The organism is Lysobacter sp. cf310 (assembly GCF_900114355.1).
Classification (GTDB): domain Bacteria; phylum Pseudomonadota; class Gammaproteobacteria; order Xanthomonadales; family Xanthomonadaceae; genus Lysobacter.
In genome coordinates this window covers 178,430-201,465 of record NZ_FOSS01000002.1, presented here as the reverse complement: position 1 = coordinate 201,465, position 23,036 = coordinate 178,430, and the positions used below count along the sequence as shown (strand labels likewise).

At 70.4% G+C, this 23,036-nt stretch carries 26 protein-coding genes; 12 read left to right on the top strand and 14 right to left on the bottom strand.

Going from position 1 to position 23,036, the window contains the following annotated elements; genetic code table 11:
- On the bottom strand, positions 1-223 hold a 223-nt coding region (locus BMZ45_RS21120; RefSeq protein ID WP_175488981.1), incomplete at its 3' end, for a hypothetical protein.
- A 125-nt stretch (positions 224-348) separates the two neighbouring features.
- Here BMZ45_RS21120 and BMZ45_RS07575 point away from each other — a divergent pair.
- From BMZ45_RS07575 to BMZ45_RS07565, 3 genes are all read left to right on the top strand, one after another.
- Positions 349-1,089: a sulfurtransferase gene (locus BMZ45_RS07575; protein WP_091634608.1), complete on the top strand. Its 741-nt coding sequence runs from the start codon at positions 349-351 to the stop codon at positions 1,087-1,089.
- A gap of 187 nt (positions 1,090-1,276) precedes the next feature.
- Positions 1,277-1,906 carry a hypothetical protein gene (locus BMZ45_RS07570; protein ID WP_139215430.1) on the top strand — a complete coding sequence of 210 codons (630 nt, stop codon included), beginning with the start codon at positions 1,277-1,279 and terminating at the stop codon, positions 1,904-1,906.
- A gap of 5 nt (positions 1,907-1,911) precedes the next feature.
- Positions 1,912-2,763, top strand: a complete 852-nt coding sequence (locus BMZ45_RS07565) for a GDSL-type esterase/lipase family protein (protein WP_139215429.1) — start codon at positions 1,912-1,914, stop codon at positions 2,761-2,763.
- A gap of 204 nt (positions 2,764-2,967) precedes the next feature.
- Here BMZ45_RS07565 and BMZ45_RS07560 read toward each other — a convergent pair whose 3' ends face one another.
- Entirely contained in the window at positions 2,968-4,212 is a 1,245-nt protein-coding gene (locus BMZ45_RS07560) for a TIGR03862 family flavoprotein (protein ID WP_091634598.1), read from the bottom strand.
- Positions 4,213-4,361: 149 nt separating this feature from the next.
- On the opposite strand from BMZ45_RS07560, the gene BMZ45_RS07555 reads away from it, so the two are divergent.
- From BMZ45_RS07555 to BMZ45_RS07540, 5 genes are all read left to right on the top strand, one after another.
- A complete protein-coding gene (locus BMZ45_RS07555) occupies positions 4,362-5,978 on the top strand; it encodes a serine hydrolase (RefSeq protein WP_091634595.1) in 1,617 nt (538 codons plus the stop codon).
- 71 nt (positions 5,979-6,049) lie between these two features.
- Positions 6,050-6,202 carry a hypothetical protein gene (locus tag BMZ45_RS21575; protein ID WP_175488980.1) on the top strand — a complete coding sequence of 51 codons (153 nt, stop codon included), beginning with the start codon at positions 6,050-6,052 and terminating at the stop codon, positions 6,200-6,202.
- 16 nt (positions 6,203-6,218) lie between these two features.
- Positions 6,219-7,484, top strand: a complete 1,266-nt coding sequence (locus BMZ45_RS07550; protein ID WP_091634593.1) for a threonine synthase — start codon at positions 6,219-6,221, stop codon at positions 7,482-7,484.
- 22 nt (positions 7,485-7,506) lie between these two features.
- Positions 7,507-7,965 carry a hypothetical protein gene (locus tag BMZ45_RS07545; protein ID WP_056174159.1) on the top strand — a complete coding sequence of 153 codons (459 nt, stop codon included), beginning with the start codon at positions 7,507-7,509 and terminating at the stop codon, positions 7,963-7,965.
- Between the two features lie 215 nt (positions 7,966-8,180).
- Complete coding sequence (locus BMZ45_RS07540; protein ID WP_091634590.1) at positions 8,181-9,179, top strand: LLM class flavin-dependent oxidoreductase; 999 nt, start codon at positions 8,181-8,183, stop codon at positions 9,177-9,179.
- A 15-nt stretch (positions 9,180-9,194) separates the two neighbouring features.
- On the opposite strand, the gene BMZ45_RS07535 is transcribed toward BMZ45_RS07540, so the two are convergent.
- Genes BMZ45_RS07535 through BMZ45_RS07510 form a run of 6 tightly spaced genes read right to left on the bottom strand, consistent with a single transcriptional unit; the run spans position 9,195 to position 12,391 of the window.
- Positions 9,195-9,677, bottom strand: a complete 483-nt coding sequence (locus BMZ45_RS07535; protein WP_091634587.1) for an FKBP-type peptidyl-prolyl cis-trans isomerase — start codon at positions 9,675-9,677, stop codon at positions 9,195-9,197.
- A 51-nt stretch (positions 9,678-9,728) separates the two neighbouring features.
- Positions 9,729-10,520: an SDR family NAD(P)-dependent oxidoreductase gene (locus BMZ45_RS07530; protein WP_091634584.1), complete on the bottom strand. Its 792-nt coding sequence runs from the start codon at positions 10,518-10,520 to the stop codon at positions 9,729-9,731.
- 44 nt (positions 10,521-10,564) lie between these two features.
- On the bottom strand, positions 10,565-10,993 hold the full coding sequence (locus BMZ45_RS07525; protein ID WP_091634583.1) for an SRPBCC family protein: 429 nt from the start codon (positions 10,991-10,993) through the stop codon (positions 10,565-10,567).
- Positions 10,994-11,021: 28 nt separating this feature from the next.
- Positions 11,022-11,558 carry an SRPBCC family protein gene (locus BMZ45_RS07520; RefSeq protein WP_091634580.1) on the bottom strand — a complete coding sequence of 179 codons (537 nt, stop codon included), beginning with the start codon at positions 11,556-11,558 and terminating at the stop codon, positions 11,022-11,024.
- Positions 11,559-11,579: 21 nt separating this feature from the next.
- Entirely contained in the window at positions 11,580-12,026 is a 447-nt protein-coding gene (locus BMZ45_RS07515; protein WP_091634578.1) for an SRPBCC family protein, read from the bottom strand.
- Positions 12,023-12,391, bottom strand: a complete 369-nt coding sequence (locus tag BMZ45_RS07510; RefSeq protein ID WP_091634575.1) for an ArsR/SmtB family transcription factor — start codon at positions 12,389-12,391, stop codon at positions 12,023-12,025. The genes BMZ45_RS07515 and BMZ45_RS07510 overlap by 4 nt, the downstream gene beginning before the upstream one ends.
- Before the next feature lie 145 nt (positions 12,392-12,536).
- On the opposite strand from BMZ45_RS07510, the gene BMZ45_RS07505 reads away from it, so the two are divergent.
- Together BMZ45_RS07505 and BMZ45_RS07500 are read left to right on the top strand one after the other, a co-directional pair.
- On the top strand, positions 12,537-13,091 hold the full coding sequence (locus tag BMZ45_RS07505) for a phage baseplate assembly protein V (protein WP_091634573.1): 555 nt from the start codon (positions 12,537-12,539) through the stop codon (positions 13,089-13,091).
- A 43-nt stretch (positions 13,092-13,134) separates the two neighbouring features.
- The gene (locus BMZ45_RS07500) at positions 13,135-13,455 is read left to right on the top strand and encodes a hypothetical protein (RefSeq protein ID WP_091634570.1); all 321 of its coding nucleotides are present in this window, start codon (positions 13,135-13,137) and stop codon (positions 13,453-13,455) included.
- 13 nt (positions 13,456-13,468) lie between these two features.
- Here the strand turns inward: BMZ45_RS07500 and BMZ45_RS07495 are convergent, their stop codons facing one another.
- Positions 13,469-14,314: a helix-turn-helix domain-containing protein gene (locus BMZ45_RS07495; RefSeq protein ID WP_091634568.1), complete on the bottom strand. Its 846-nt coding sequence runs from the start codon at positions 14,312-14,314 to the stop codon at positions 13,469-13,471.
- A gap of 81 nt (positions 14,315-14,395) precedes the next feature.
- On the opposite strand from BMZ45_RS07495, the gene BMZ45_RS07490 reads away from it, so the two are divergent.
- Positions 14,396-14,800: a hypothetical protein gene (locus BMZ45_RS07490; RefSeq protein WP_091634564.1), complete on the top strand. Its 405-nt coding sequence runs from the start codon at positions 14,396-14,398 to the stop codon at positions 14,798-14,800.
- Positions 14,801-15,092: 292 nt separating this feature from the next.
- Here the strand turns inward: BMZ45_RS07490 and BMZ45_RS07485 are convergent, their stop codons facing one another.
- Together BMZ45_RS07485 and BMZ45_RS07480 are read right to left on the bottom strand one after the other, a co-directional pair.
- Positions 15,093-16,280: an NAD(P)/FAD-dependent oxidoreductase gene (locus BMZ45_RS07485; RefSeq protein ID WP_091634561.1), complete on the bottom strand. Its 1,188-nt coding sequence runs from the start codon at positions 16,278-16,280 to the stop codon at positions 15,093-15,095.
- Between the two features lie 4 nt (positions 16,281-16,284).
- Positions 16,285-16,842: a YaeQ family protein gene (locus tag BMZ45_RS07480; protein WP_091634559.1), complete on the bottom strand. Its 558-nt coding sequence runs from the start codon at positions 16,840-16,842 to the stop codon at positions 16,285-16,287.
- A gap of 91 nt (positions 16,843-16,933) precedes the next feature.
- Between BMZ45_RS07480 and BMZ45_RS07475 the strand changes: the two genes are divergently transcribed.
- On the top strand, positions 16,934-17,821 hold the full coding sequence (locus tag BMZ45_RS07475) for a pseudouridine synthase (protein ID WP_091634556.1): 888 nt from the start codon (positions 16,934-16,936) through the stop codon (positions 17,819-17,821).
- A gap of 21 nt (positions 17,822-17,842) precedes the next feature.
- On the opposite strand, the gene BMZ45_RS07470 is transcribed toward BMZ45_RS07475, so the two are convergent.
- From BMZ45_RS07470 to BMZ45_RS07460, 3 genes are all read right to left on the bottom strand, one after another.
- Positions 17,843-18,598: a type 1 glutamine amidotransferase gene (locus BMZ45_RS07470; protein ID WP_091634553.1), complete on the bottom strand. Its 756-nt coding sequence runs from the start codon at positions 18,596-18,598 to the stop codon at positions 17,843-17,845.
- A gap of 656 nt (positions 18,599-19,254) precedes the next feature.
- Positions 19,255-21,336 carry a DEAD/DEAH box helicase gene (locus BMZ45_RS07465; RefSeq protein WP_091634550.1) on the bottom strand — a complete coding sequence of 694 codons (2,082 nt, stop codon included), beginning with the start codon at positions 21,334-21,336 and terminating at the stop codon, positions 19,255-19,257.
- A gap of 304 nt (positions 21,337-21,640) precedes the next feature.
- Positions 21,641-22,993 (bottom strand): metal-dependent hydrolase family protein, encoded by a 1,353-nt coding sequence (locus BMZ45_RS07460; protein ID WP_091634548.1) that lies wholly within the window; start codon positions 22,991-22,993, stop codon positions 21,641-21,643.
- Positions 22,994-23,036: the final 43 nt, after the last annotated feature.

Below are 23,036 nucleotides of genomic sequence, written 5' to 3'. Positions count from 1 at the left end.
GGGATTTTTCGAATGGACGTCCCTGTCCATTCGAAAAACGGCGCGCGTCCTGCGCGCCGCCCTTCGGGTCTACGGTTGTCTGTGTGAGTGCGGGGCTTTTGGATTTGAATGCCGCGGCAACGGCAACGGCAACGGCAACGGCAACGGCATCGGCATCGGCATCGGCCACGGCCACGGCCACGGCCACGGCCACGGCCACGGCCACGACCACGACCACGACCACGCGCGGGCCTTCGCGAAGATGGGGCAGGTACCGCGGGCGGCGGGCGGGCTGCGTCAGCGTATTAATGCGCCAGCCCGGCCGGGGCCCTGCCGGCGTCCGGTCGCCGGCCCGGGTAAAATGCTCGCATGTTGCTCAATATCGCCGCCTACCACTTCGTCCCCATCGACGACCCCGATGCCCTGGCCGTGCGTTTGCGCGCGAGTGCCGAGGCCGTGGACCTGCGGGGGACGGTGTTGGTGGCGGAGGAGGGGCTGAACCTGTTCCTGGCCGGTAGCGAGGACGCGATCGGGGCATTTCTGGCCGAACTGCGCGCCGATCCGCGCTTCGCCGAGCTCGCGGTCAAGGCCAGCCACAGCCGCGCTCAGCCGTTCGCGCGGCTCAAGGTCAAGCGCAAGCGCGAGATCGTGACCTTCCGGCGCGAGGACAGCGCCCCGTTGCGGCGGCGTGCGCCGGCGGTGACGCCCGAGCGCCTCGCGCAGTGGCTGGACCGGGGCCACGACGACGACGGCCGCCGGGTCGTGCTGCTGGACACCCGCAACCGCGAGGAGGTCGGCTACGGCAGCTTCGCCGGCGCCCTGACCCTGCCGATCGACAACTTCGTCGACCTGCCCGAGGCCCTGGCGCCGCACCGCGAGGCGTTGGCCGAGGCCACCGTGGTCAGCTTCTGCACCGGCGGCATCCGCTGCGAGAAGGCCGCGCTGTGGCTGCGCGACGACGGCATGGACAACCTGTTGCAGCTCGAGGGCGGGATCCTGGGTTACTTCGAACGCGTCGGCGGCGCCCACTACGAAGGCCGCTGCTTCGTGTTCGACGAGCGCGTCGCGCTGGACCCGGAACTGCGTCCGCTGATCGACGCCGCAGCCTGAAACGCAGGCCCGGGTCGCGCCATCGGCGCCCCGAAACCGGTATTGTTCCGTGCAAGGACAGGGGAACGTTAGCCAAACCGTAAACCGGGCGGGCGATCCCATTCAGACAAATCAAGGGGTTACCTGAGGCGACGCGGCCGCTATGATCGACGGTCGTCTCTTCCAGCCCCCGTACGAAGGACCCCTGATGCGTCGAATCCAAACTCTTACCGCCCTTCGTTCCGCCTGGCCGCTAGGCCTGGCGCTGTGTGCGTTCGCCCTGAGCGCCTGCCAGCCGCAGGCCCCGGCCAACGCCGCCGCGCCCGAATCCACCACCGCCGCGCCGCCGCCGGCCATGCCCTCGCCGGACCCGAACGCGGCCCCGGTCGAGCGCGCGGCGCCGCCGCTGATCAAGCCGGTCGCCCTGGGCGAGTTCGAACCCGGCAACCCCGTCGCCAGCGCCGCCACCGGCAAGCTGAGCATCGAGGACGCTACCCTCAAGGGCGCCAACGGCGCCAGCTTCGGTACCGAGCGCGTCGCCCTGGTCACCGGCGGCGACGAGTACAGTGCCGGCGCCACCTATGCCGCCTCCATGCAGATCGATGCCAGCCAGCCGGTCGAACTGCGTCACGTAGTCGAACAGACCCCGCCCACCGACCAGCCCGGCAACGCCTTCTGCGGCGGTGCGCCCACCGCCTACATCGCCCTGGCCAAGGTCGGCGAAGGCGAGCACGAGGTGGTCAAGGTGCTCGCCCTGCAGGGTCAGGACCTGCCCGCGCCCGGCGCCAAGGGCGTGAGCGTTTGCGCCACCACCAGCTACCTGGTCGCCAGCCGATGACCTCCATGCCGCGTACGATTCCGCAACGCCTGCTGGGCCTGGCCCGGATGGCGCCGATCGCCCTGATCCTGTGTTGCGCGAACGCCTACGCGGCGCCGATGCCCCTGCAGCCGCCGACCCTGCGCGTGGCCGGCGACAGCGCGATGGCCAACCGCCGCCCCGAACAGCGCCCGGCCACGGGCTGGGGCGAGTCCTTGCCGATGCTGCTGCGCGGCGACGTGGTGCAGTACGAGAATCGCGCCGCCGACGGCCGCAGCAGCCGCCGCTATCTGGAAGAGGGCTTGTGGTCGAAGCTGATGACCGCGACCAAGTCCGGCGACGTGGTGTTCATCGCCTTCGGCCAGGACGACGCCTCCAAGCGGCCGGAGCGCTACACCGCGCCGGAGGCGTTCCGCGCCAACCTCGAGCGTTTCGTCGACGAGGCGCGCATGCGCGGCGCCACCCCGGTGCTGCTGACCCAGGTCGCGCAACCGGATTTCCGCTCCGGCGGCCTGCGCACCGACAACACGCCCTACGCCGACGTGGTGCGCGCGATCGCGGTGCAGCGCCAGGTGCCGTTGATGGACATGCAGCGCGCCAGCGAGGCGCTGCTGCGCGAGGCCGGGTCCGAGGGCGCCAAGACCTTGTTCGTGTACGACAGCGAGTACGAGCTGGTGTACGCCAACCGCAACACCCGCTACGTGCTGCCGGTCGACGACGAAGCCTCGCCGACCGCCTGCGGCGCGGCCAGGATCGCCCAGCGCGCGGCCATGCTGATGCGCGCCGGCGGGCTGGAAGCCTGGCTGGAGGACGCGCAGACCATCGATCAACGCGTGACCCAGGTCTGCAATGCGCAGCGCGATGCCTTGAAGCGCTGAGGCGGCGCGCGCCACGACGCGCGAGTTTCCGATGTCCCGCAAACGGCCGCCCGCGCGGCCGTTTTGTCGAGCCCTTGCGGCAAATCCTGCGGCTTCGACTTCTGCCCCCCAGGCAGATGCGCTGCCAGGCCGCATCTTGCGCCTGGTCGGGGGAGGCGCGGCGCGCGCCGCGGCCGCGTTGCGGCCGAAGCGGCGCGCTCGCGCTCAGTGACCGCGCAAATACGCCACAGCCGCGCGCCCCGCGATCAGGCCGCTGGCGTAGCACGCGGTCAGCAGATAGCCGCCGGTTGGCGCTTCCCAATCCAGCATTTCGCCCGCGCAGTAGGTCCCGGGCAGGGCGCGCAGTTGCAGTTGCTCGTCCATCGCCTCCAGGCGCACGCCGCCGGCGCTGCTGATCGCCTCGGCGATCGGGCGCGCGCGCAGCAGGCGCAGGGGCAGGCGCTTGATCGCCTCCGCGATGCGCGCCGGATCCTGCTTGGCCTGCGCGTCCAGCACCTCGTGCAGCAGCGCCGCCTTGACGCCGCTGAGGCCGGTCTGGCGGCGCAGGTGCTCGCTGAAGCTGCGGCCCGCGCGCGGGCGCGCGAGCTCGGCTTGCAGGCGTTCGCGTTCGCGGCCGGGTGCGAGATCCAGCCACAGCGATGCCGCGCCCTCGCGCGCGATGGTCTCGCGCAGCTCGGCCGACAGCGCGTAAATCAGGCTGCCCTCGATTCCGTGCGCGGTCGCCACGCATTCGCCCTGCAGCGCGCGTTCGCGGCCGTCGCCGTCGCGCCAATGCGCGATCACCGGCTTCAGCGGCGCGCCGGCGTGACGCTGGGCGAAATGCTCGCTCCAGGCGATGTCGAAACCGCAGTTCGAAGGCTGCAGCGGCGCGACCTCGACGCCGCGCTGCGCCAGCCACGGCGCCCAGGCGCCGTCCGAGCCCAGCTCAGGCCAGCTGCCGCCGCCCAGCGCGAGCACGCAGGCGCGCGACCGCACGCGGCGCTCGCCGTCGGGCGTGGCGAAGCGCAGCGCGCCGTCCTCGCTCCAGCCCAGCCAGCGGTGCTGGACGTGGAAGCGCACGCCGTCCTCGCGCAGGCGCCGCACCCAGCCGCGCAACAGCGGCGCGGCCTTGCGATCGACCGGGAACACGCGGTCGGAGCTGCCGACATAGGTCTCCACGCCATGCCCGCGCGCCCAGGCGCGCAGGTCCTGGGCGTCGAACTCGTCCAGCCAGCGCGCGATCTGCGGCGCGCGTTCGCGATAGCGCGCGTCGAAGCCCGGGCGCGGCTCGGCATGGGTGAGATTGAGCCCGCCCTTGCCGGCGATCAGGAACTTGCGTCCGACCGAGCCCTTGCCTTCGTAGAGATCGACCTCGACCCCGGCCGCGCGCGCGACCTCGGCCGCCATCAGACCGGCGGGGCCGCCACCGACGATGGCCAAGCCGGGCAACAGGGTGGGGGCATCGCTCATCGGTACGCGGTCGGGGCCGTCGGCTAGGGCGCGCCATTATGCGGCCGCAGGCGTGTTCGCAGGCCGCCGCCCATGACCATCGTGCCGGGTCGCGGGCGCCGCCTTCGGGTATCGTCGGGCGTCACCCTAGCTCCGCGGAGTTGCGAACGATGCGATCCACGTCCCTGGCCACGCGCGGCGCCGGCCTGCTGCTCGGCGCGCTGCTGGCCTGTCAGGCCCTGGCCGCGCCGCCCGCGCCGGAACTGCCGGCGCAATTGCAGGACTTCGATGCCTACGTCGAGGGCGTGCGTCAGCGCTTCGACGTGCCGGGCATCGCGGTGGCGATCGTCAAGGACGGCAAGATCGTGCTCGAACGCGGCTACGGCCTGCGCCGGCTCGACCGCCCCGAGAAAGTCGACGCGCGCACCCTGTTCGCGATCGCCTCCAATACCAAGGCCTTCACCTCGGCCTCGCTGTCGATCCTGGCCGACGAGGGCAAGCTGAGCCTGGACGATCGGGTGATCGACCACCTGCCATGGTTCCGCATGGCCGATCCCTACGTCACCCGCGAGATGCGCGTGCGCGATCTGCTGGCCCACCGCAGCGGCCTGGGCCTGGGCGCAGGCGATCTGCTGTACTGGCCCGGCACCGACTACAGCACCCTGGAAGTCGCCCAGCGTTTGCGCGACGTGCCGCTGACCGGCAGCTTCCGCGGCCAGTACGCCTACGACAACATCCTTTACGGCGTCGCCCAACTGGTGATCGAGCAGGCCAGCGGTCAGAGCTACGAACGCTTCCTGCGCAGCCGCATCCTCGATCCTCTGGGCATGCGCGACACCCGCTACAACAGCGACGCGCTCAAGCCCGGCGACAACGTCGCCACCGGCTACGCCAAGGCCGACTTCAAGGACCTGCAGCCGGCGCCGCGCATGGCCTGGGGCAATGTCTCCGGCGCCGGCGGTCTGTACTCCAGCGTGCACGACATGAGCCAATGGCTGCGCGCGCAACTCGACGGCGGCGTGTATACCGATGCCGGCGGCAAGGAGCGGCGCTTGTTCAGCGCGCAGCGTCAGAAGGCGATGTGGTCCATCGTCACGCCGATGCCGATCAGCGAACCCTCGGTGCCGGAACTGGCGCCGGTGCGCCCCAACTTTCTCGGCTACGGCGAAGGTTGGCAGTTGTCGGATTACCGTGGAAGCAAGCTGGTCTGGCATACCGGCGGCTGGCCGGGCATGGTCTCGCGCGTGACCCTGGTGCCGGAGCACAGGCTGGGCATCGTGGTGCTGACCAGCGCCGAGCTGTCGGGCGCGTTCCAGGCCGTGACCCTGCGCGCGCTCGATGCCTATCTCGACGGCCCGCGCACCGACTGGACCGCCGCCTACGGCGCGGCGCTGGACAAATCGCTGGCCAAATCCGACGACGACTGGAAGCAGCACCAGGCCGCGCGCGCGCCCAACACCCAGCCCTCGCTGGCGCTGGCCAAGTACGCCGCGACCTATCGCGACCCCTGGTACGGCGACGTGGTGATCGAGCAGCGCGACGGCAAGCTGCGCATGCGCTTCGCGCGCAGCGAGGCGCTGACCGGCGAGTTGCAGCACTGGCAGCACGACAGCTTCATCGTGCGCTGGGACCAGCGCTGGCTCAACGCCGACGCCTTCGTCGATTTCTCGCTGAGCGCCGACGGCGCGGTGCGCGAAGTGCGGATGGAGTCGGTGTCGCCCAATACCGATTTCAGTTTCGATTTCCACGATCTGCGCCTGAGACCGGTGCCGGCCAAGGGCGGTTGAGCGCGGGCTGCTAGAGTCGGACATCCCCGGCGCGACGCCGCGGCGCGCGCCCGCAACGAACGGAGCAAACGATGAGTTGGTTGGCCATAGCTGTGGTGATCGTCGCGGGCTATCTCGCGTTCAAGGCGGTCAAGTTCGTGTTCAAGCTGTTGCTGTGGATCGTGGTGCTGGGCGGCCTGTACTGGCTGGCCGCGCCGGCCTTGGGCTGGCCCCTGCCGTTCTGAGCCGGAGCCGCGCGCCATGTCCTACGTGAGGTGCCTGCGCGGTTTGGGGTCGGGCATCGAGTATTCCGCCGACACGGCGATGAATCTCGATCCGGTCGACGGCCGCCCGGTGGAAATGCTGCTCGATCTGGAGCGCCTGGCCGCGCAGCGGCCGAACGCGGCCTGGTACGACCCGCGCCGCCGCGATCTGTGGCGGTTCGGCGCGCTGATGGCCTTGGACGCGTCCGATCCCGAGGACGCGCGCCATATCATCGCCCTCGGCGAGGGACACACGCCCTTGCTGGATTATTCGGCGCATCCGATCGCGCGCGCGGCCGGCATCGCGCTGTGGTTGAAGGACGAAGGCCGCGCGCACGCCGGCTACGGCGCCAACCCGACCCAGAGCTTCAAGGACCGCGGCATGGCCATGGTGGTCGCGCAGGCGCGCCGCCTGGGCCTGCGCAAGCTGGCGGTGCCGACCCAGGGCAACGCCGGCGATTCGCTGCTGCGCTACGCGCTGGCCGGTGGGCTGACGGTGGCGATCGCGATGCCGCCGGACACGCCGATGCCGATTCTGGGCAACGTCGCCGCGGCCGCGCAGCGCGACCCCGAGCGCGTGCGCCTGGAACTGGCCGGCCCGACCATCCGCGAAGCCGGCGCGCTGCTGAAGGAGCGTTACCTGCCGCAAGGCTATTTCTCGGTGGCTACGTTCCAGGAACCGGGCTGGCGCATCGAAGGCAAGAAATCCCTGGGCCTGGAACTGGCCGAGCCCGCGCCCGGATCGACGCGCTGGTCGCTGCCCGACGCGGTGATCTATCCCACCGGCGGCGGCACCGGCGTGCTCGGCATGTGGAAGGCCTGGGACGAGTTGCAGGCGCTGGGCCTGATCGACGCGCGCCGTCCGCGCATGCTGTGCGTGCAGAGCGCGGCGACGCCGCCGCTGGTGCGCGCCTTCGATGCCGGCGCGGCCGACACTCAAGCGGTCGCGGCGGGGCAGACGCTGGCGTTCGGGCTCAACGTGCCCGGTGGCGTCGGCCACTTCCGCGTGCTGGAAATTCTGCGTGCCAGCGGCGGCGCCGCGGTCGCGGTGGAAGAGCGCGACAGCGCGGCCGAGTTCGCGCGCCTGTGGCGCGAGCCGGTCGGCGGCGGCGCGCCGGCCTGGATTGCGCCGGAATGCGCGGCCTGCCTGGCCGCGCTGCCGCAGCTGATCGAACGCGGCCTGATCGCGCGCGGCGAACGCGTGGTCGCGGTCAATACCGGTTCGGCGGAGAAGTACCTGCCGGATCTGCGCCATCTGATCTGATCTCAAGCCCGCAGGAGCGGACATGGACACCGACAACCACGAGTGGTGGCAGGACACCCAGGACATCGAGCGCTGCGTGCGCGCGGTCTACGCTTGCATTTCCGGCCCGGCCGGCGCGCCGCGCGACTGGGCGCGCTTCCGTTATCTGCAGCACCCGAACGCGCGCAGCCTGCGCACCGTGGTGGAGGCCGACGGCAGTACCCACGCGATGGTGTTCGACGTCGACAGCTATATCGCCAACGTCGAGGCCTTCTTCGCGCAGAACGACTTCTTCGAGGTCGAGATCGATCGCCGTGTGCAGCGCTTCGGCCAGGTCGCGCACGTATGGAGTTTGTACGAGGCGCGTCCGACCGCGGACTCGCCGGTGCTGCTCAAGCGCGGCGCCAACAGCGTGCAGCTCTGCCACGAGCACGGGCGTTGGTGGGTGTTCAGCACGATCTGGGACAACGAGCGCGAGGGGCTTAAGTTCGATCTTTGGTGAGGGCCAAAGCAAATCTCCCCAGCCCCTTTTTTTTTTAAAGGGGGGGAAGCGCATTGCGTTCGTCGAAAGCCGCGCGTTTCTCCCCCTTTGCAAAAAGAGGGCAGGGGGATTCGCTCCTAAGCAACGCCACCCCCGCAACACTGCGTACGCCCCACGCGCTCGCAATCGCGCGGCAGCGCCCCCAGTCTGTAGGGACGCCATCGCCGCGAGCGCCCATGATTCCCTTTTCCGTACTCGACCTGGCCCCGGTCACCGAAGGCAGCGATGCCGCCCAGGCCTTCGCCCACAGCCTGGAACTGGCCCAGCACGCCGAGCGCCTGGGCTATCGGCGCTACTGGCTGGCCGAACATCACAACATGCCCGGCATCGCCAGCGCCGCGACCGCGGTGCTGATCGGGCATATCGCCGGCGGCACCTCGACGATCCGGGTCGGCGCCGGCGGCATCATGCTGCCCAACCATTCGCCGCTGCAGGTGGCCGAGCAGTTCGGTACGCTCGCGTCGCTGTATCCCGATCGCATCGACCTGGGCCTGGGCCGCGCGCCGGGCACCGATCAGGCCACCGCGCGCGCCTTGCGCCGCTACTTCGACGGTGCCGACAGCTTTCCGCAGGACGTGGCCGAACTGCTGCATTACTTCGAGCCGGTGCGGCCCGGTCAGGCGGTGCGCGCGGTGCCGGGCGCGGGGCTGCGGGTGCCGGTGTGGCTGCTCGGCTCCAGCCTGTTCGGCGCGCAACTGGCCGCGCAGCTGGGCCTGCCGTACGCGTTCGCCTCGCATTTCGCGCCCGACGCGATGGACGAGGCGCTGGCGATCTACCGTCGCGAGTTCCGGCCCTCGGCGGCCTGGTCGCGTCCGCATGCGCTGCTGGCCTTGAACGTGGTCGCGGCCGAAACCGACGCGCAGGCGCGGCGCTTGTTCACCACCCAGCAGCAGAGCTTCGTCAACCTGCGGCGCGGCCAGCCCGGCCTGATTCCGCCGCCGATCGACGACATCGACGCCTATTGGACGCCGGCCGAACGCTCCGGCGTGGAGCGCGCGCTGGCCTGCGCGGTGGTCGGCGACCCCGACAGCGTGCGCGAGGGCATTGCCGCCTTCATCGAGCGCCATCGTCCCGACGAGTTGATGCTGACCGCCAACGTGTACGAACACGCGGCGCGGCTGCGCTCGTTCGAGCTGGCCGCGCAGGCGCGCGCGCAGTTGGCGGCGCGCGCCTAGCCTGCGGTCGCGGCCTCAGCGCGCGCCGGGCACGTGCTCGCGCACGCCCAGCAGTTCGACCTCGAACACCATCGACGCATCCGGCGGAATCACGCCGCCGCCCGCGCCGTCGGCGCCGTAGCCGTATTCCGGCGGCAGCATCAGCACGCGCTTGCCGCCGACCTGCATGCCGGCGATGCCTTCGTCCCAGCCGCGCACCACCCGGCCGGCGCCGAGCAGGAACGAGAACGGCTTGCCGCGATCGACCGAGCTGTCGAACTTGCGGCCGCGCTTGTCGGCGGCCTTCTCGTCGTAGAGCCAGCCGGTGTAGTGCACGCTCACGTCCTGGCCGCTGCGCGCGGCCGGGCCGGTGCCGGGGCGCTCGTCTATCCATTCGAAACGCTGCACGCGTCCGCCGCTGGCGGGTTCGGCGTCGCGGCGGGCGCAGCCGGCGAGCAGAAGCGTAGCCAGCAGCGCGCTGGACACGAGGGTGACGAGGGTTGGGCGCATCGGGTTCATCCCTGAGAGCGTGGCGGTGACGACGCCCAGGATAACGGACCCGGCGCGCGCTCAGTCGACCAGCGCGCCGCAGCTGAGGTTGGCCACCGCCCCGGTCATGGCGCCGGCGCGGTCGGAGGCGACGAAGGCGGCGTAGTCGGCGACCTGGGCCAGGGTCGGCAGGCGGCCGAGCAGGGTGCCGGTGCGCGCGGCCTCGTCGAGCATGGCGTCGATCGATATCCCGGCGCGGCGCGCGCTTTCGGCGAAGACCTCGCGCGCATGCGAGGCCGGCTGCGCCTCGGGAATCGCATGCGGGCGCAGGCAGACCACGCGGATGCCGGACGCGCCCAGTTCGGCCGCGAGCAGGCGCGAGTAGGCCTCGATGGCCGCGCAGGTCACGCCGTAGCCGATGAAGCCCACGCCGCTCATGCGCGAGCCCGGCGTGGACAAGGTCAGGATCGCGCCACCGGGCGGCATGTGCCGCGCCGCCGCCTGGGCGGTGATGAAGTTGCTGCGGGTGTAGGCCTGGATCGGGTGCAGATAGTCCTGCAGCGAGAGTTCGGCGAAGGGCGTGCCCTGCACGTGGGTCACGCCGATCGCGTTGAGCGCGATGTCGATCCGGCCGGCGTCCGCGGCGACCGCGTCGGCGTGCGCGCGCACCGCGGCTTCGTCGAGCGCGTCCAGCATGGCGATCTCGGCCCTGCCGCCGGCGGCGGCGATATCGGCGGCGACGCGTTCGAGTTTGTCGCGACCGCGCCCGGCCAGATAGACGCGCGCGCCTTCGCGGGCGAACGCGCGCGCGACTGCGCCGCCAATGGCGCCGCCGCCGCCGTGGATCAGCGCGACTTTGTGTTCGAGCAGCATCGGAACTCCTGGGTCAGGGCAGGGCGGCGGCGGTCGCCGCGAGATCAGAATCTGCGTCGCTGAAAGGGCAGGCCGACGCCTTCCTCGCAGTAGGACTTGAGGCTGTACAGGAACATCGCCCAGTTGTAGTTGCACCAGCGATAGAACTCGGTGACCTCGCGCCACCCTTCATGGCGCAGCACCACCGCGGTCTTTCCCTCGCGCGCTTCCAGGTCGAAGCTGATCTGGGTGCCGATCCATTGCGGATCCGAATCCAGGCAGCGCCAGGCCAGGCGGCTGCGCGGCAGCCATTCGGTGATCTTGACTCGCACCAGGCCGGCCTCGCCGAAGCGGAATTCGTTGACCGCGCCCTGCACCGCCTGCACGGTCAGGTCGTCGGTCCAGACTTCGGCCAGGCCGCGTTCGCTGGTCAGCGCGTCGTAGACCTGCGCCGGCGTGGCGTTCACATATTGGATGTGTTCGATGGCGGCCATGGGCGGCTCCTGTCGCGTACCGGCGGGCTCAGGCCCGCGGGCTCGGGTCGGCCGGGATGCGCCGCTCGTATTCGGCTTCGATGGCGCTGTGCTTGGACCAGAAATGGCTGGGCGTGCGGCCTTCCAGGAGGTCCAGCAGCAGATCCAGGTGGGTGTGCCAGCCGCCGGCGACGCTGACCATCTCGCCGCGGTTGGGCAGGCGGCGGTGGGTGACCACCAGCAGCACGCGGTCCTGCTGCGGAGTGAGTTCGAACACCACCTCCGAGGTTTCGTCCCAGGTATAGCTGAGCCGGTGCGGCGGATCGCAGTCGATCACCCGGCCCACGCTGAGGTGGTCCTCGTAGGGGGCGTACTTAGCCGGGGTCGGCTCGTCCTTGGTCAATTCGGAATTGCGGAACAGGTGTTCGACGCGGCCGCCGGGGCGCAGCTCGATCTCGCCCGCGGCCATCCAGGTCCGGCGCTTTTCGGATTCGGTGAGGTAGCTCCACAGCCGTTCGATCGGGCCGGGCATCAGGCGTTCGATGCGCACGGTGTCGGGGGCGGTGACGATGCCGTAGTCGCTCATGGTGGGGCTCCTGGGGAATGCTCAGTGGGGGGCGTGCGACAGCTGCTCGGCCAGCGAGGCGAGGATGTGCTGCCAGCCCGCTTCGGTGCGCTGCGCGTACGGCGCGTATTCGGCCGCCATTTCGTGGGTGAGGCGGAGTTCGCAGCCGCTGCCGATGGGCGCGATCTCGACGGTGATGCGGTCGCCGTCTCCGGCCGGATCCAGGGCCAGGGTGAACACCAGGCGGCGCGGACGATCGATCTCGAGATAGCGGCCGTAGTGCGCGGCATCGCCGTCCTCGCGGGTTTCGACGATGACGTAGCCGCCGCCGACGCGCGCGTCGATCTCGACCCGCTGCATGCGTCCGTTCGCGGTGGCGTAGAGGAAGCGCGCGGCCATGCGCGGATCCAGCCAGGCGTCGAACACGCGTTCGGGCGAGGCCTCGAAGCGGCGCGCGACGCGCACGACGATGGGGGAGGTCGGGCTCATCGTTTGCTCCTGGGTTTGCGCGCGGCGGCGAGGGCGCGATCCTCGGCCTGCAGCAGGGCGTCGAGGGCGTCGAGGCGTTCGTTCCAGAACCGCTCGTAGTGGCGCATCCACTCCATGCCGCCGTGCATGGGGCGCGCGTCGAGGCGGCAGAGGTGGGTGCGGCCCTGGACCTCGCGCTGGACCAGGCCGGCGCGCTCGAGCACCTTGATGTGCTTGGAGGCCGCGGCCAACGACATCTCGAACGGCGCGGCGAGCTCGCCGACGCTGCAGTCCTGGCGCGACAGGCTGCGCAGCATCGCGCGCCGGGTCGGGTCGGCGAGGGCGTGAAACACGGCGTCCAGGCGTTCGTGGGTATTGTCAACCATAGAGTTGAATATGATCCGCGCGGACGCAATTGTCAACCATTCGGTAAAATATGATCCGGGCCGCGCTGGCGCGCCGATGGCCCCTAATTGCGCGCGCCCACGTTGCTAGGCATGGGACGGGGGGAACCGCTACGGGAACGTCCGCATGCCGCCTCAGACACGGCTGGAGAAATCCCATCCCGGCATCGCCGCGCAGCCGCGCCATTACGGCAAGTTCCGCGCGGTCGTGCTCGACAACGTCGACCCGCTGCGCCTGGGACGGGTCCAGGTGCAGGTGCCCGACGTGTTCGGCGCGGGCAACGGCCGCTGGGCGATGCCTTGCGTGCCCGTGGCCGGCCATCAGAGCGGCGTGTTCCTGCTGCCGCAGGTCGGCGCGCCGGTCTGGGTGGAGTTCGAGCAGGGCGACGCCGAGCTGCCGATCTGGGTGGGCGGCTACTGGGTCGATGCGGCCGAACTGCCGCCGCTCGCGCACGCGGGCCTGGCGATCGCGCCCAGCCTGGTGTTGCAGACGTCTGGGCAGAACGCGATCGCGATCTCCGACCTGCCCGGGCCCGACGGCGGCATCCTGCTGCGCACCCAGAGCGGGGCGATGATCGCGATCAACGAAGCCGGCATCACCATCAGCAACGGCCGCGGCGCCAGCATCGTGCTGGCCGGGCCGATGGTGTCGGTGAACGAAGGTGCGTTGACGGTGGTATGAGCCTGCGCACGGCCATCGACAGCGCTGACGCGAGGCCGCGCGCATGCCCGGCGCGTTGATGCACGTGGGCGCGGCCGTCACCTGCGCGCACGGCGGGCCGGCCACGCCGACCGCGCCCTACACCCGCGTGACCTTGAGCGGGCGCGCGGTGATCACGGTCGCCGGGTCCTACAGCATCGCCTACTGCAACCTGCCCAGCGCCGCCGCCGCGTTGCGCTGCGTGGCCGGGCAATGGCTGACGGGCAGCACGCGCGTGCTCGCCGGCGGACGCGCGCTGGCCTTGGACAGCAGCCCCTCGCTATGCGTGCCCAACGGCGCGCCGATGGTGGTGCTGGATTGCCAGACCCGGGTGAGCGCGATCTAGTCGCCGCGCGCGTCTAGTTCGCCGCCTCGGCTTCGGCGGCTTGCAGCGCGCGCAGCGCCTGCGCGGTGGCGGCATCGGCGGGGAAGAAAGCTTCGATGGCGAGCTCGGCCAGGGTCACGTCCAACGGCGTGCCGAACACGGTGGTGGTGCTGATGTAGGCGTGCTCGCCGCCGTCGGCGCTGCGCAAGCGCAGCGGCACCGCGACGCTGAGCGTGGTGGGCGGTTCGACCTCGTCGGCATCCGCGCAGGGGTAGGCGGCGAGTTCGTCGTGCAGCTCGCTCAGCACCGGATCGCCGGTGGCGTCGGCCTGATGGCGCAGGCGGTGCAACAGGTGCGCGCGCCACTGCGCCTGATTCACGATCAAGGGCGCCAGGCCCTGCGGGTGCAGGCTCAGGCGCAGCACATTGATCGGCGGCTGCAGCAGGTCGGCGGGTATGCCCACCAGCATGCGTTCGATGGCGCGGTTGGCCGCCAGCAGGTTCCAGTGGCGGTCGATGGCCAGCGCGGGGTAGGGCTCGTGCCCGTGCAGCACCAATTGGATCGCCGCGTGCGCTTCGTGCAGCGCGGGATCGTCCAGCGAGCGCTGCGCGTACATCGGCGCCAGCCCGGCCGCGGTCATCAGCTGGTTGCGCTCGCGCAAGGGCACGTCGAGGCGGTCGGCCAGGCGCAGCAACATCGCCCGGCTCGGCAGCGAGCGTCCGGTTTCGATGAAGCTGACGTGGCGGGTGGAGATGTCGGCCATGCCGGCCAGATCCAATTGGGTCAGGCGGCGGCGCTGGCGCCAGTCGCGCAATTGTTCGCCTACGGGTCGGGTCGCGTTCATGGCCGAACGATAGCCCAGGGCGACGGGTTCGGACATGACCTCGCAGGTAATCGACCGGCGGCGGGTCCTGCGCTGAGATAGCGGCGAACCCAAACCGACCCAAGACAGGAGCACGCCATGAATGCCGTCGCCCACGCCCCTTCCTCCCATCTGTTGCGTCGTGCGATACGGCTCGACGCCATCGGCAGTTCGGCCCTGGCCGCGCTGTTGATCGCCGCCTCCGCACCGATGTCGCAGTGGCTGCATCTGCCGCAGGGTCTGCTGTTGGGCGCCGGCCTGCTGATGCTGCCCTACGTCGCCTATCTGGGCTGGCTGTTGACGCGCGAGCGGATCTCCGCGCCGCAGGCCTGGTCGGTGATCGCGATCAACGCCTGCTGGGCCATCGACAGCGCGATCCTGCTGCTCAGCGGCTGGGTTTCGCCGAACGCATCGGGCCTGGCCTTCGTGATCGCGCAGGCGCTGGCGGTGGTGGTGTTCGCCGAGCTGCAGTACTTCGGCCTGCGCAAGCAGCAGCGCGGCTGAGCGGGGCCCGGATCTCCCTCTGCCTTCATGTAGGAGCGGCGCAAGCCGCGACCGCGTCACTTCGCTGCGGCGATGGCGCGGTCGAAGGGATGGATGACGGTCGCGGCTCGCGCGGCTCCCACCCCAAAGCGCAGCGCCCCTTGCTTGCTGTGGGAGCGGCGTGAGCGGCGAAGGATGTGTCAGATCGAGGCGAGATTCGGCCTCTTGGTGCTTCGATCGCGGCTCACGCCGCTCCCACAGAAGGCGGAGCTCTGCTCCCACAGCAAGCGCGGAGCCGGTAGCGGCCTTCGGCTCAGACCGCGATGCCGGCCGCGTGCCCCGAGGCCCAGGCCCACTGGAAGTTGTAGCCACCCAGCCAGCCGGTCACGTCGACCACTTCGCCGACGAAATGCAGGCCCGGCACGCGCCGCGACTCCATGGTGCTGGAAGACAGCTCGTCGGTGTCGACGCCGCCCAGGGTGACCTCGGCGGTGCGGTAACCCTCGGTGCCGCTGGCGACCAGGGCCCAGTCCTGCAGCGTCGCCGCCAGCTGCTTCAACTCCGGCGGCGTGTACTGCTTCATCGGCTTGTTGCTCAGCCACAGCTCGCACAGGCGCTGGGCGAAGCGTCGCGGCATCGCATCCGACAGCACCGTCTTGAGTTCGGCGGCCGGGCGTTCGAGTTGCTGCGCGCGCAGCCAGGCCGCGGCGTCCTGGCCGGGCAGCAGGTCCAGGCGCAGTTCGTCGCCGGGCTGCCAGTAGGACGAGATCTGCAGGATCGCCGGACCGCTGACGCCGCGGTGGGTGATCAGCATCTGATTGCTGAAGCTGCGGCCGTTGCAGCGCGCGGTCACCGGCAGGGCGACGCCGCTGAGGTCGGCCAGGCGTTCCTGATGCTTGCCGCTGAGGGTCAACGGCACCAGGCCCGCGCGCGTGGGCAGCACGTTATGGCCGAACTGGCGGGCGAGTTCGTAGCCGAAACCGGTCGCGCCCATGCTCGGGATCGACAGCGCGCCGGTGGCGACCACCAGCCGCTTTGCCGCGAAAGCGCCGCGCGTGGTGTGCAGGCGGAACGGCGCCTCGCCGTCGGCGTGCAGCACGCGTTCGACGCTGCACGAGGTCTCGATGCGCACGCCCGCGTCCGCGCATTCGTCCAGCAGCATCTTGACGATCAGCTTGGACGACACGTCGCAGAACAGTTGGCCGAGTTCCTTCTCGTGGTAGGCGATGCCGTGGCGTTCGACCATATCCACGAAATCGGCCGGCGTGTAGCGCGCCAGTGCCGACTTGCAGTAATGCGGATTGGCCGAGATGAAGTTGGCCGGGCCGGTGCCGGTGTTGGTGAAGTTGCAGCGCCCGCCGCCCGACATCAGGATCTTCTTGCCGACCCGATTGGCGTGCTCGATCACCAGCACGCGTTTGCCGCGCTGGCCGGCGGTCAGCGCGCACATCAGCCCGGCCGCGCCGCCGCCTAGGATCAGGACGTCGTAAAGCTCCGCCATGCGTTCAGGCGGCCTGCGTGCCCACGCCCTGGCGCACCGACGGCGTCAGCGTGAGCGCCACGCGATCGTTGCTGAGCGCGACTTCGCCGTCCTGGATCTGGCAGTCGAGGCGGAAGCTGCGTTCGACCATCGCCGCCATCGCCTCGACCGAGTCGCTGTCGATGTCGAGCACGGTGAGGTTCTTCAGGCGGCGCAGGATGGCGACGTTCTTGTCCCACCAGATATCGGCCGCGCGCCCGCCGTAGTTGACCACCACGACCTGGCGCGCGCGCCCGCAGGCCTTGCGGATGCGCGACTCGTCGGGCTGGCCGACGTCGATCCACAGCTCGATGTCGCCGGTGTAGTCGCGCAGGGCGAGGTCGGGCTCGTCCTCGCTGCTCAGGCCTGGGCCGAATTCCAGCCGCTCGTGCGCGTTCAGGGCGAAGGCGAGCATGCGCACCATCAGCCGCTGCTGGGTTTCCGAGGGGTGCTGGGCCAGGGTCAGGGCGTGGGCGGCGTAGTAGTGCCGGTCCATGTCGCTGATTTGCAGTTCGATCTTGACGATGGTGGCGTTGGGCGCCATGGACGGACCTGCGGAGTGAAAAACAGCGCGCATTCTAGGCCCTGCGCGCCAGCGCCGCCTGAGCGGGGGCCCGCTGGGCGAGAATGCGCGCATGCCGGCATCCCCTTTCGAGCCCGTCGACGGCGTCGTCGCCAGTCGCCTGCAACTGCCACCGGGCCCCTGGGCGACCGTGCTGGACGGCCTGTGCGCGCGCTTCCCGGCGATCGACCGCGCGCAATGGCGCGAGCGTTTCGCGCGCGGGCGCGTGCTGGACGCGCAGGGCCGGCCGCTGGCGGAGGATGCCCCGTACCGGGTCGGCGCCGAGATCCGCTACTTCCGCGAGGTCGCCGCCGAGGTCGAGATTCCGTTCCAAGAGCGGGTGCTCTACGCCGACGCCCATCTGCTGGTGGTCGACAAGCCGCACTTCCTGCCGGTGGTGCCTTCCGGCGGCTACGTCAGCCAGACCTTGTTGGCGCGCTTGCTGCGCCGCTACGGCAACGCCGAACTGACGCCCTTGCATCGGCTGGATCGCGCCACCGCCGGGCTGGTGCTGTTCTCGCTCGATGCGCGCACGCGCTCGGCCTATCAGGCGCTGTTTCGCGAGCGCCGCATCGTCAAGCGCTACGAGGCCTTGGCCGCGCCCTTGCCGCTAGCGACGTTTCCGTTGGAGCGCGCCAGCCGCCTGGAGGCGGGCGAGCCGTTCTTCCTGATGCGCGAAGCCGAAGGCGCGCCCAACAGCCTGACCCGGATCGAGGTGCTGGAGCGCGGGGATGCCTGTTGGCGTTACGGCTTGGAGCCGGTGAGCGGCCGCAAGCACCAGTTGCGCGTGCACATGGCCGCGCTGGGAGCGCCCATACTCAACGACCCGTTCTATCCTTTGCCGGCCGAGCGCGTGGCCGACGACTACGCGCAGCCCTTGAAGCTGCTGGCGCGGTCGCTGGCGTTCGTCGATCCCGTGGATGGCAGCCAGCGGCGCTACGAAAGCCGCCTGTCGCTCTAGCGCTGCGATTGGCAGGCAGGTTCACAGCCATTCGCGCGAGGGCAGGGTGTAGCGGCGCTGAGGGCGGCCGACCAGGTCCAGAAAGTTGTTGAACACCGCGTCGGCGCGCAGTTGCATGCCGGCGATGTGGGCGGCGGTATGGGCGCGGATCGCGGCCTCGCTGGTGCCGTGGCCCAGCTCTTCCAGTTCCTGCCGATAGACCGGATTGGCCAGCCAGCGCTCGATCAGCGGCACGTCCATTTCCAGATGAAACTGGAAGCCGTAGGCGTTGTCGCCCCAGCGGAAGGCCTGCTGCTCGCAGCTGTCGGTGCGCGCGAGATGGGTGGCGCCTTGCGGCACCTCGAAGCTGTAGCGATGCCACTGGAACACCGGCGCGCTCTCGGCCAGCGGCGCCAGCACCGCGTCGTCGCGGCCCGGTTCGGTCGCGTGCAGCGGATACCAGCCGATCTCGGGCTGGTGGTGGCGCCGCACCGGCGCGCCCAGCACGTGCGCGAGCAGCTGCGCGCCCAGGCAGATGCCGAGGATGGGTTTGCCCTGTTCCAGCATACGCTCGATCGCCAGCAGCTCGGTGCGCAGATGCGGGCGCTGGGCCTGGTCTTCGACGTTCATCGGACCGCCGAGCACGATCAGGCCGCGGTAGCGGTCGACATTGGGCTGGGCGTCGGGATCGCGGTCGAAGTTGGTGAAGCGGATGCGGTGCCCGCGCCGACGGATCAGCGGGTCCAGCGTGCCCAGCGGCTCGGCGGCGACGTGTTGGAAAACCAGGATGCGGGGCATGGGGGACGAGGCGGCGGCTTACCTCACGACTATGCCAAAGCCGGGGCGTGCGTAGCGAGGCTTGGCTTATGACGATTGGTTCGCTGAAGGCGGTGGGCGGCTGAGGACGCCTCAAGCTTGCGCCGGCGCTTCGGGTGCGCGCGCCCTCATCCGCCCTCCGGGCACCTTCTCCCGCAAGCGGGAGAAGGGACAGCAAGGACGCCTGCTCGCTTTAGCCCCTCTCCGGTAAGCGAGAGAAGGGACGCCAAGCTCGTCTGCTCGCTTTAGCCCCTCTCCCGCAAGCGGGAGAGGGGTTGGGGTGAGGGCGCGCGTGGCCTCAAGCTTGCGCCGGCGCTTCGGGTGCGCGTGCCCTCATCCGCCCTCCGGGCACCTTCTCCCGCAAGCGGGAGAAGGGACAGCTAAGGTCGTCTGGTTGCTTTAGCCCCTCTCCGGTAAGCGAGAGAAGGGACGCCAAGTTCGCCTGCTCGCTTTAGCCCCTCTCCCGCAAGCGGGAGAGGGGTTGGGGTGAGGGCGCGCGTAGCCTAAAGCTTGCATCGCCGAGTTCGATTCGCACGCTCTTATCCGGCCGCAGCCTGTCCTGAGCCACTCCCAGGAGGCACCTTCTCGACTTTGTGCTCCCTTCGGCCGCCGCAAGCGCGAGAAAGGAGCCAGCCGCCTCAGCGCGGATCGCGCGGCTTGAACGGCTTGCGCGGACCCGCGCCGTGCGGCTTGCCGCCACTGGGACGCGGACCGCCGGGGCCACGCGCACCCGGACCGCCCGGGCCGCCCGGACGACGGCTACGGCCGCCCTCGGTGTCGGCCGGACCCGCGCGCTGGATGCGCAGCGGCTGGCCGGCCACGCGCACCTTCTTCAGATGCTCCATCAACTCGCGCGGCATGCCTTCGGGCAGGTCGACCAGGGTGTAGTCGTCGCGGATGTCGATGCGGCCGATGTAGCGGCTTTCCAGGTCGGCCTCGTTGGCGATCGCGCCGACGATGTTGCCCGGCTGCACGCCGTGGCTGTGGCCGACCTCGATGCGGAAGGTTTCCATGCCGACTTCGGGACCGGCCTGCGGCGGGCGCGGGGCGCGCTCGCGTTCCACGCGCGGCGCCGGCGCTTCGTCGTCGAAGAAGGATTCGGCGGCGTTGACCGAACGCGGTGCGGGCGGAGTGAACTGGCGCGTCTCATGGCGGTGCGCGGGCGGCGCATCGTCGCGCGGCGCGTAGCTGCGCTCCTGGGCCGGGCGCGGCGCATCGCTGCGCGGGTGCTCGCGGCGGTGGGCGCCGGCGTTGGAGGCGTTGTCGCGCTCGACGAACTTGCGCGTGGCCGCGCCGCGGTGCTCGCGCGGGCCCTCGCGCTCTTCGCGCTGGTAGCGTTGCGCGGCCGGCGGCGGGGTCAGCAGCAGCGGGTTATCGCCCTGCACCAGCTTGGCCAAGGCCGCGGCGATCTCCACCGCGGGCACGTTCTTCTCGCGCTCGTAGCGCTCGACCAGATCGCGGAACAGGCTCAGGTCGGTGCTTTCCAGCGCATCGCTGATGCGGCCGAGGAAGCGCGTCACGCGCTGTTCGTTGACGGTCTCGACGCTGGGCAGCTCCATCGGCTCGATCGGCTGGCGGGTGGCGCGTTCGATCGCGCGCAGCATGCCGCGCTCGCGCGGGGTCACGAACAGGATCGCCTCGCCCTTGCGCCCGGCGCGGCCGGTGCGGCCGATGCGGTGCACGTAGCTTTCGGTGTCGTAGGGGATGTCGTAGTTCAGCACATGGCTGATGCGGTCCACGTCCAGGCCGCGCGCGGCCACGTCGGTGGCGACCAGGACGTCGATCTTGCCGTCCTTGAGGTTCTGGATGGTCTTCTCGCGCTGCGCCTGCTGCACGTCGCCGTTGATGGCGGCTGCCGAAATGCCCCGGGCGGACAGCTTCTCGGCCAGTTCCTCGGTGCCCAGCTTGGTGCGCGAGAACACGATCATGGCGTCGAAGGTCTCGGCTTCCAGGATCCGGGTCAGCGCATCGAGCTTGTGCACGCCGCTGACCGACCAGTAACGCTGGCGGATGTTGGCCGCGGTGGTGGTCTTGGCCTTGATCGCGATCTCGACCGGTTCTTTCAGGTAGGTCTGGGCGATGCGCTTGATCGGCGCAGGCATGGTCGCCGAGAACAGCGCGACCTGACGCGATTCGGGGGTCTTCTTGAGGACGCTCTCGACGTCGTCGATGAAGCCCATGCGCAGCATTTCGTCGGCCTCGTCCAGCACCAGGCAGCGCAGCTCGGACAGGTCCAGGGTGCCGCGGTCGAGGTGGTCGATGACCCGGCCCGGGGTGCCGACCACCACGTGCACGCCGCGCTTGAGCGCCTGCAGCTGCGGGTAGTAGCTCTGGCCGCCGTAGATCGGCAGCACGTGGAAGCCGGGCAGGTGCACGGCGTATTTCTGGAAGGCCTCGGCGACCTGGATCGCGAGCTCGCGCGTGGGCGCCAGCACCAGGGCCTGCGGCTTGAACTGCTTGGGATCGATCTGGGCCAGGATCGGCAGCGCGAACGCGGCGGTCTTGCCGGTACCGGTCTGGGCCTGACCCAGTACGTCGCGGCCTTCCAGCAGCGGCGGAATGGTGGCGGCCTGGATCGGCGAGGGCGACTCGTAGCCGACGTCGGACAGCGCGCGCAGCAGCGGCTCGGACAGGGCGAGGTCGGTGAACTTCAGCGACGGCGCCTCGGCACTGGCGGGGTCGGAAGGGGCGGAACTGGAACTGGGCGTCTCGGCGCTCATGGGGCGGCTCGGCAGCGCCGGCGGAGGCCGGTCGGAAGACCGCCTAGTGTACCGGACACGGGTGGAGCACCGGCTCAGCGGCGCGGAAACCGCCTGGAAATGCGTGGTTTTCCGGGCCTGGCTGCGGTCTGCGCGCTGAATCGTCGTTCAGTTCCCCCTTTGGAAAAGGAGGGCTAGGGGGGATTTGCGCGAAGGCGATCGGCTGCGTCCGCTTAAAAGCAAAAGCAAATCTCCCCCAACCCCTCTATTTCAAAGAGGGAGACGAGCCAAAGATGGGAGGGCCGCGGCGGGCGATATCCGCGCCTCAGCGCGCCCGGGCGTCCTTCTCGACCCGCCCGTCCTTCATCACCCACTCGACCCGCTTGAGCACGGTCACGTCCTGCAGCGGGTCGCCGCTCACCGCGATCAGATCGGCGCGCTTGCCCGGTTCCAGGCTGCCGACCTGGTCGGACAGGCCCAGCAGGTCGGCGGCATTCACGGTCGCGGCCTGGATCGCCTGCGGCGCGCTCATGCCGTGGGCGACCATGAGCTCGAATTCGTCGGCGTTGCGGCCGTGCAGGCTGACGCCGGCGTCGGTGCCGAAGGCGATCTTCACGCCGGCCGGCACGGCCACTTCCAGGGCCTTGCCGGTGATGCCGATGCGCCACTCGATCTTGGCCCGCACTTCGCCGGTATAGGCCTGCGGGTTCCTGGCCAGGCGTTCCTTGTAGCCGTTGACCGTCGACAGCGTGGGCACGTAGTAAGCGCCGGTCTTGCGGAACAGGGCGATGTCCTCGCGGTCCAGCAGGGTGCCGTGCTCGATCGAATCGGCGCCCGCGCGCAACGCGACCGCGATGCCGTCGGCGCCATGCGCGTGCACCGCGACCTTCTTGCGGTACAGGTGCGCGGTTTCGACGATGGCGCGCGCCTCGTCGTCGAACATCTGCTGGCCCAGGCCGGCGCCGATACGGCTGTTGACGCCGCCGGTGGTGGCGATCTTGATCACGTCGACGCCGCGCGCGATCTGCCGGCGCACCGCGCGCCGGCAGTCGTCGGCGCCGTCGCAGGTGTTGCCGTGCACGTCCAAGGCGGCGTGCAGGTCCTCGCGAAAGCCCAGGGTCGGGTCCATGTGGCCGGCGGTGGTCGAGATCGCCGAACCGGCGTCGAGGATGCGCGGCCCCGGCAGCTTGCCGGCCGCGACCGCGTCGCGCAGGGCCAGGGTCACGCCGTCGCTGTCGCCCAGGTTGCGCACCGTGGTGAAGCCGGCATGCAGGGTCTTGCGCGCGTTGACCGCGGCTTCGAAGGCGTGGTCGGCGACGCTGCCGGAGACGCTGTCGAGCTGGCCTTCGACGCCGGCTTTGTCCGAGACCAGGTGCACGTGGCAGTCGATCAGGCCCGGCAGCACGTAGCGGTCGCGCAGGTCCAGCACGGTCGCGTCGGCGGGCACGCCGGCGAACGCGGCAGCGTCCTGGTAGCCGTCGCGCACCGCTTCCACGCGTCCGGCGCGCAGCAGCAGGGTGCTGGCGCCGCGCGGCGCCTGGCCGGGGCGGTCGAGCAGGCGGCCGGCGTGGACCAGGGTCCAGTCGGCGTTCTGCGCGGATGCCGCCAAGGGCAGACAGGCCAGCAACGCGGGCAGGCACCAGGCGGACAGAGCGGGGCGGCGCGGGTTCGGGGTCATCGTCGGGCTCGGCTGGACGTGTAGACCCGAGCATACCCGCGCG

Bases quoted from the DNA above. Each gene is read 5' to 3' on its own strand.
- BMZ45_RS07500 (WP_091634570.1), top strand. From the start codon at position 13,135: ATGCCCGGCGCGTTGATGCACGTGGGCGCGGCCGTCACCTGCGCGCAC.
- BMZ45_RS07495 (WP_091634568.1), bottom strand. From the start codon at position 14,314: ATGTCCGAACCCGTCGCCCTGGGCTATCGTTCGGCCATGAACGCGACC.
- BMZ45_RS07470 (WP_091634553.1), bottom strand. From the start codon at position 18,598: ATGCCCCGCATCCTGGTTTTCCAACACGTCGCCGCCGAGCCGCTGGGC.
- BMZ45_RS07560 (WP_091634598.1), bottom strand. From the start codon at position 4,212: ATGAGCGATGCCCCCACCCTGTTGCCCGGCTTGGCCATCGTCGGTGGC.
- BMZ45_RS07525 (WP_091634583.1), bottom strand. From the start codon at position 10,993: ATGGCCGCCATCGAACACATCCAATATGTGAACGCCACGCCGGCGCAG.
- BMZ45_RS07460 (WP_091634548.1), bottom strand. From the start codon at position 22,993: ATGACCCCGAACCCGCGCCGCCCCGCTCTGTCCGCCTGGTGCCTGCCC.
- BMZ45_RS07520 (WP_091634580.1), bottom strand. From the start codon at position 11,558: ATGAGCGACTACGGCATCGTCACCGCCCCCGACACCGTGCGCATCGAA.
- BMZ45_RS07480 (WP_091634559.1), bottom strand. From the start codon at position 16,842: ATGGCGCCCAACGCCACCATCGTCAAGATCGAACTGCAAATCAGCGAC.
- BMZ45_RS07570 (WP_139215430.1), top strand. From the start codon at position 1,277: ATGCGTCGAATCCAAACTCTTACCGCCCTTCGTTCCGCCTGGCCGCTA.
- BMZ45_RS21575 (WP_175488980.1), top strand. From the start codon at position 6,050: ATGAGTTGGTTGGCCATAGCTGTGGTGATCGTCGCGGGCTATCTCGCG.
- BMZ45_RS07545 (WP_056174159.1), top strand. From the start codon at position 7,507: ATGGACACCGACAACCACGAGTGGTGGCAGGACACCCAGGACATCGAG.
- BMZ45_RS07510 (WP_091634575.1), bottom strand. From the start codon at position 12,391: ATGGTTGACAATACCCACGAACGCCTGGACGCCGTGTTTCACGCCCTC.
- BMZ45_RS07530 (WP_091634584.1), bottom strand. From the start codon at position 10,520: ATGCTGCTCGAACACAAAGTCGCGCTGATCCACGGCGGCGGCGGCGCC.
- BMZ45_RS07535 (WP_091634587.1), bottom strand. From the start codon at position 9,677: ATGAACCCGATGCGCCCAACCCTCGTCACCCTCGTGTCCAGCGCGCTG.
- BMZ45_RS07540 (WP_091634590.1), top strand. From the start codon at position 8,181: ATGATTCCCTTTTCCGTACTCGACCTGGCCCCGGTCACCGAAGGCAGC.
- BMZ45_RS07575 (WP_091634608.1), top strand. From the start codon at position 349: ATGTTGCTCAATATCGCCGCCTACCACTTCGTCCCCATCGACGACCCC.
- BMZ45_RS07485 (WP_091634561.1), bottom strand. From the start codon at position 16,280: ATGGCGGAGCTTTACGACGTCCTGATCCTAGGCGGCGGCGCGGCCGGG.
- BMZ45_RS07490 (WP_091634564.1), top strand. From the start codon at position 14,396: ATGAATGCCGTCGCCCACGCCCCTTCCTCCCATCTGTTGCGTCGTGCG.
- BMZ45_RS07565 (WP_139215429.1), top strand. From the start codon at position 1,912: ATGCCGCGTACGATTCCGCAACGCCTGCTGGGCCTGGCCCGGATGGCG.
- BMZ45_RS07465 (WP_091634550.1), bottom strand. From the start codon at position 21,336: ATGAGCGCCGAGACGCCCAGTTCCAGTTCCGCCCCTTCCGACCCCGCC.
- BMZ45_RS07505 (WP_091634573.1), top strand. From the start codon at position 12,537: ATGCCGCCTCAGACACGGCTGGAGAAATCCCATCCCGGCATCGCCGCG.
- BMZ45_RS07555 (WP_091634595.1), top strand. From the start codon at position 4,362: ATGCGATCCACGTCCCTGGCCACGCGCGGCGCCGGCCTGCTGCTCGGC.
- BMZ45_RS07550 (WP_091634593.1), top strand. From the start codon at position 6,219: ATGTCCTACGTGAGGTGCCTGCGCGGTTTGGGGTCGGGCATCGAGTAT.
- BMZ45_RS07475 (WP_091634556.1), top strand. From the start codon at position 16,934: ATGCCGGCATCCCCTTTCGAGCCCGTCGACGGCGTCGTCGCCAGTCGC.
- BMZ45_RS07515 (WP_091634578.1), bottom strand. From the start codon at position 12,026: ATGAGCCCGACCTCCCCCATCGTCGTGCGCGTCGCGCGCCGCTTCGAG.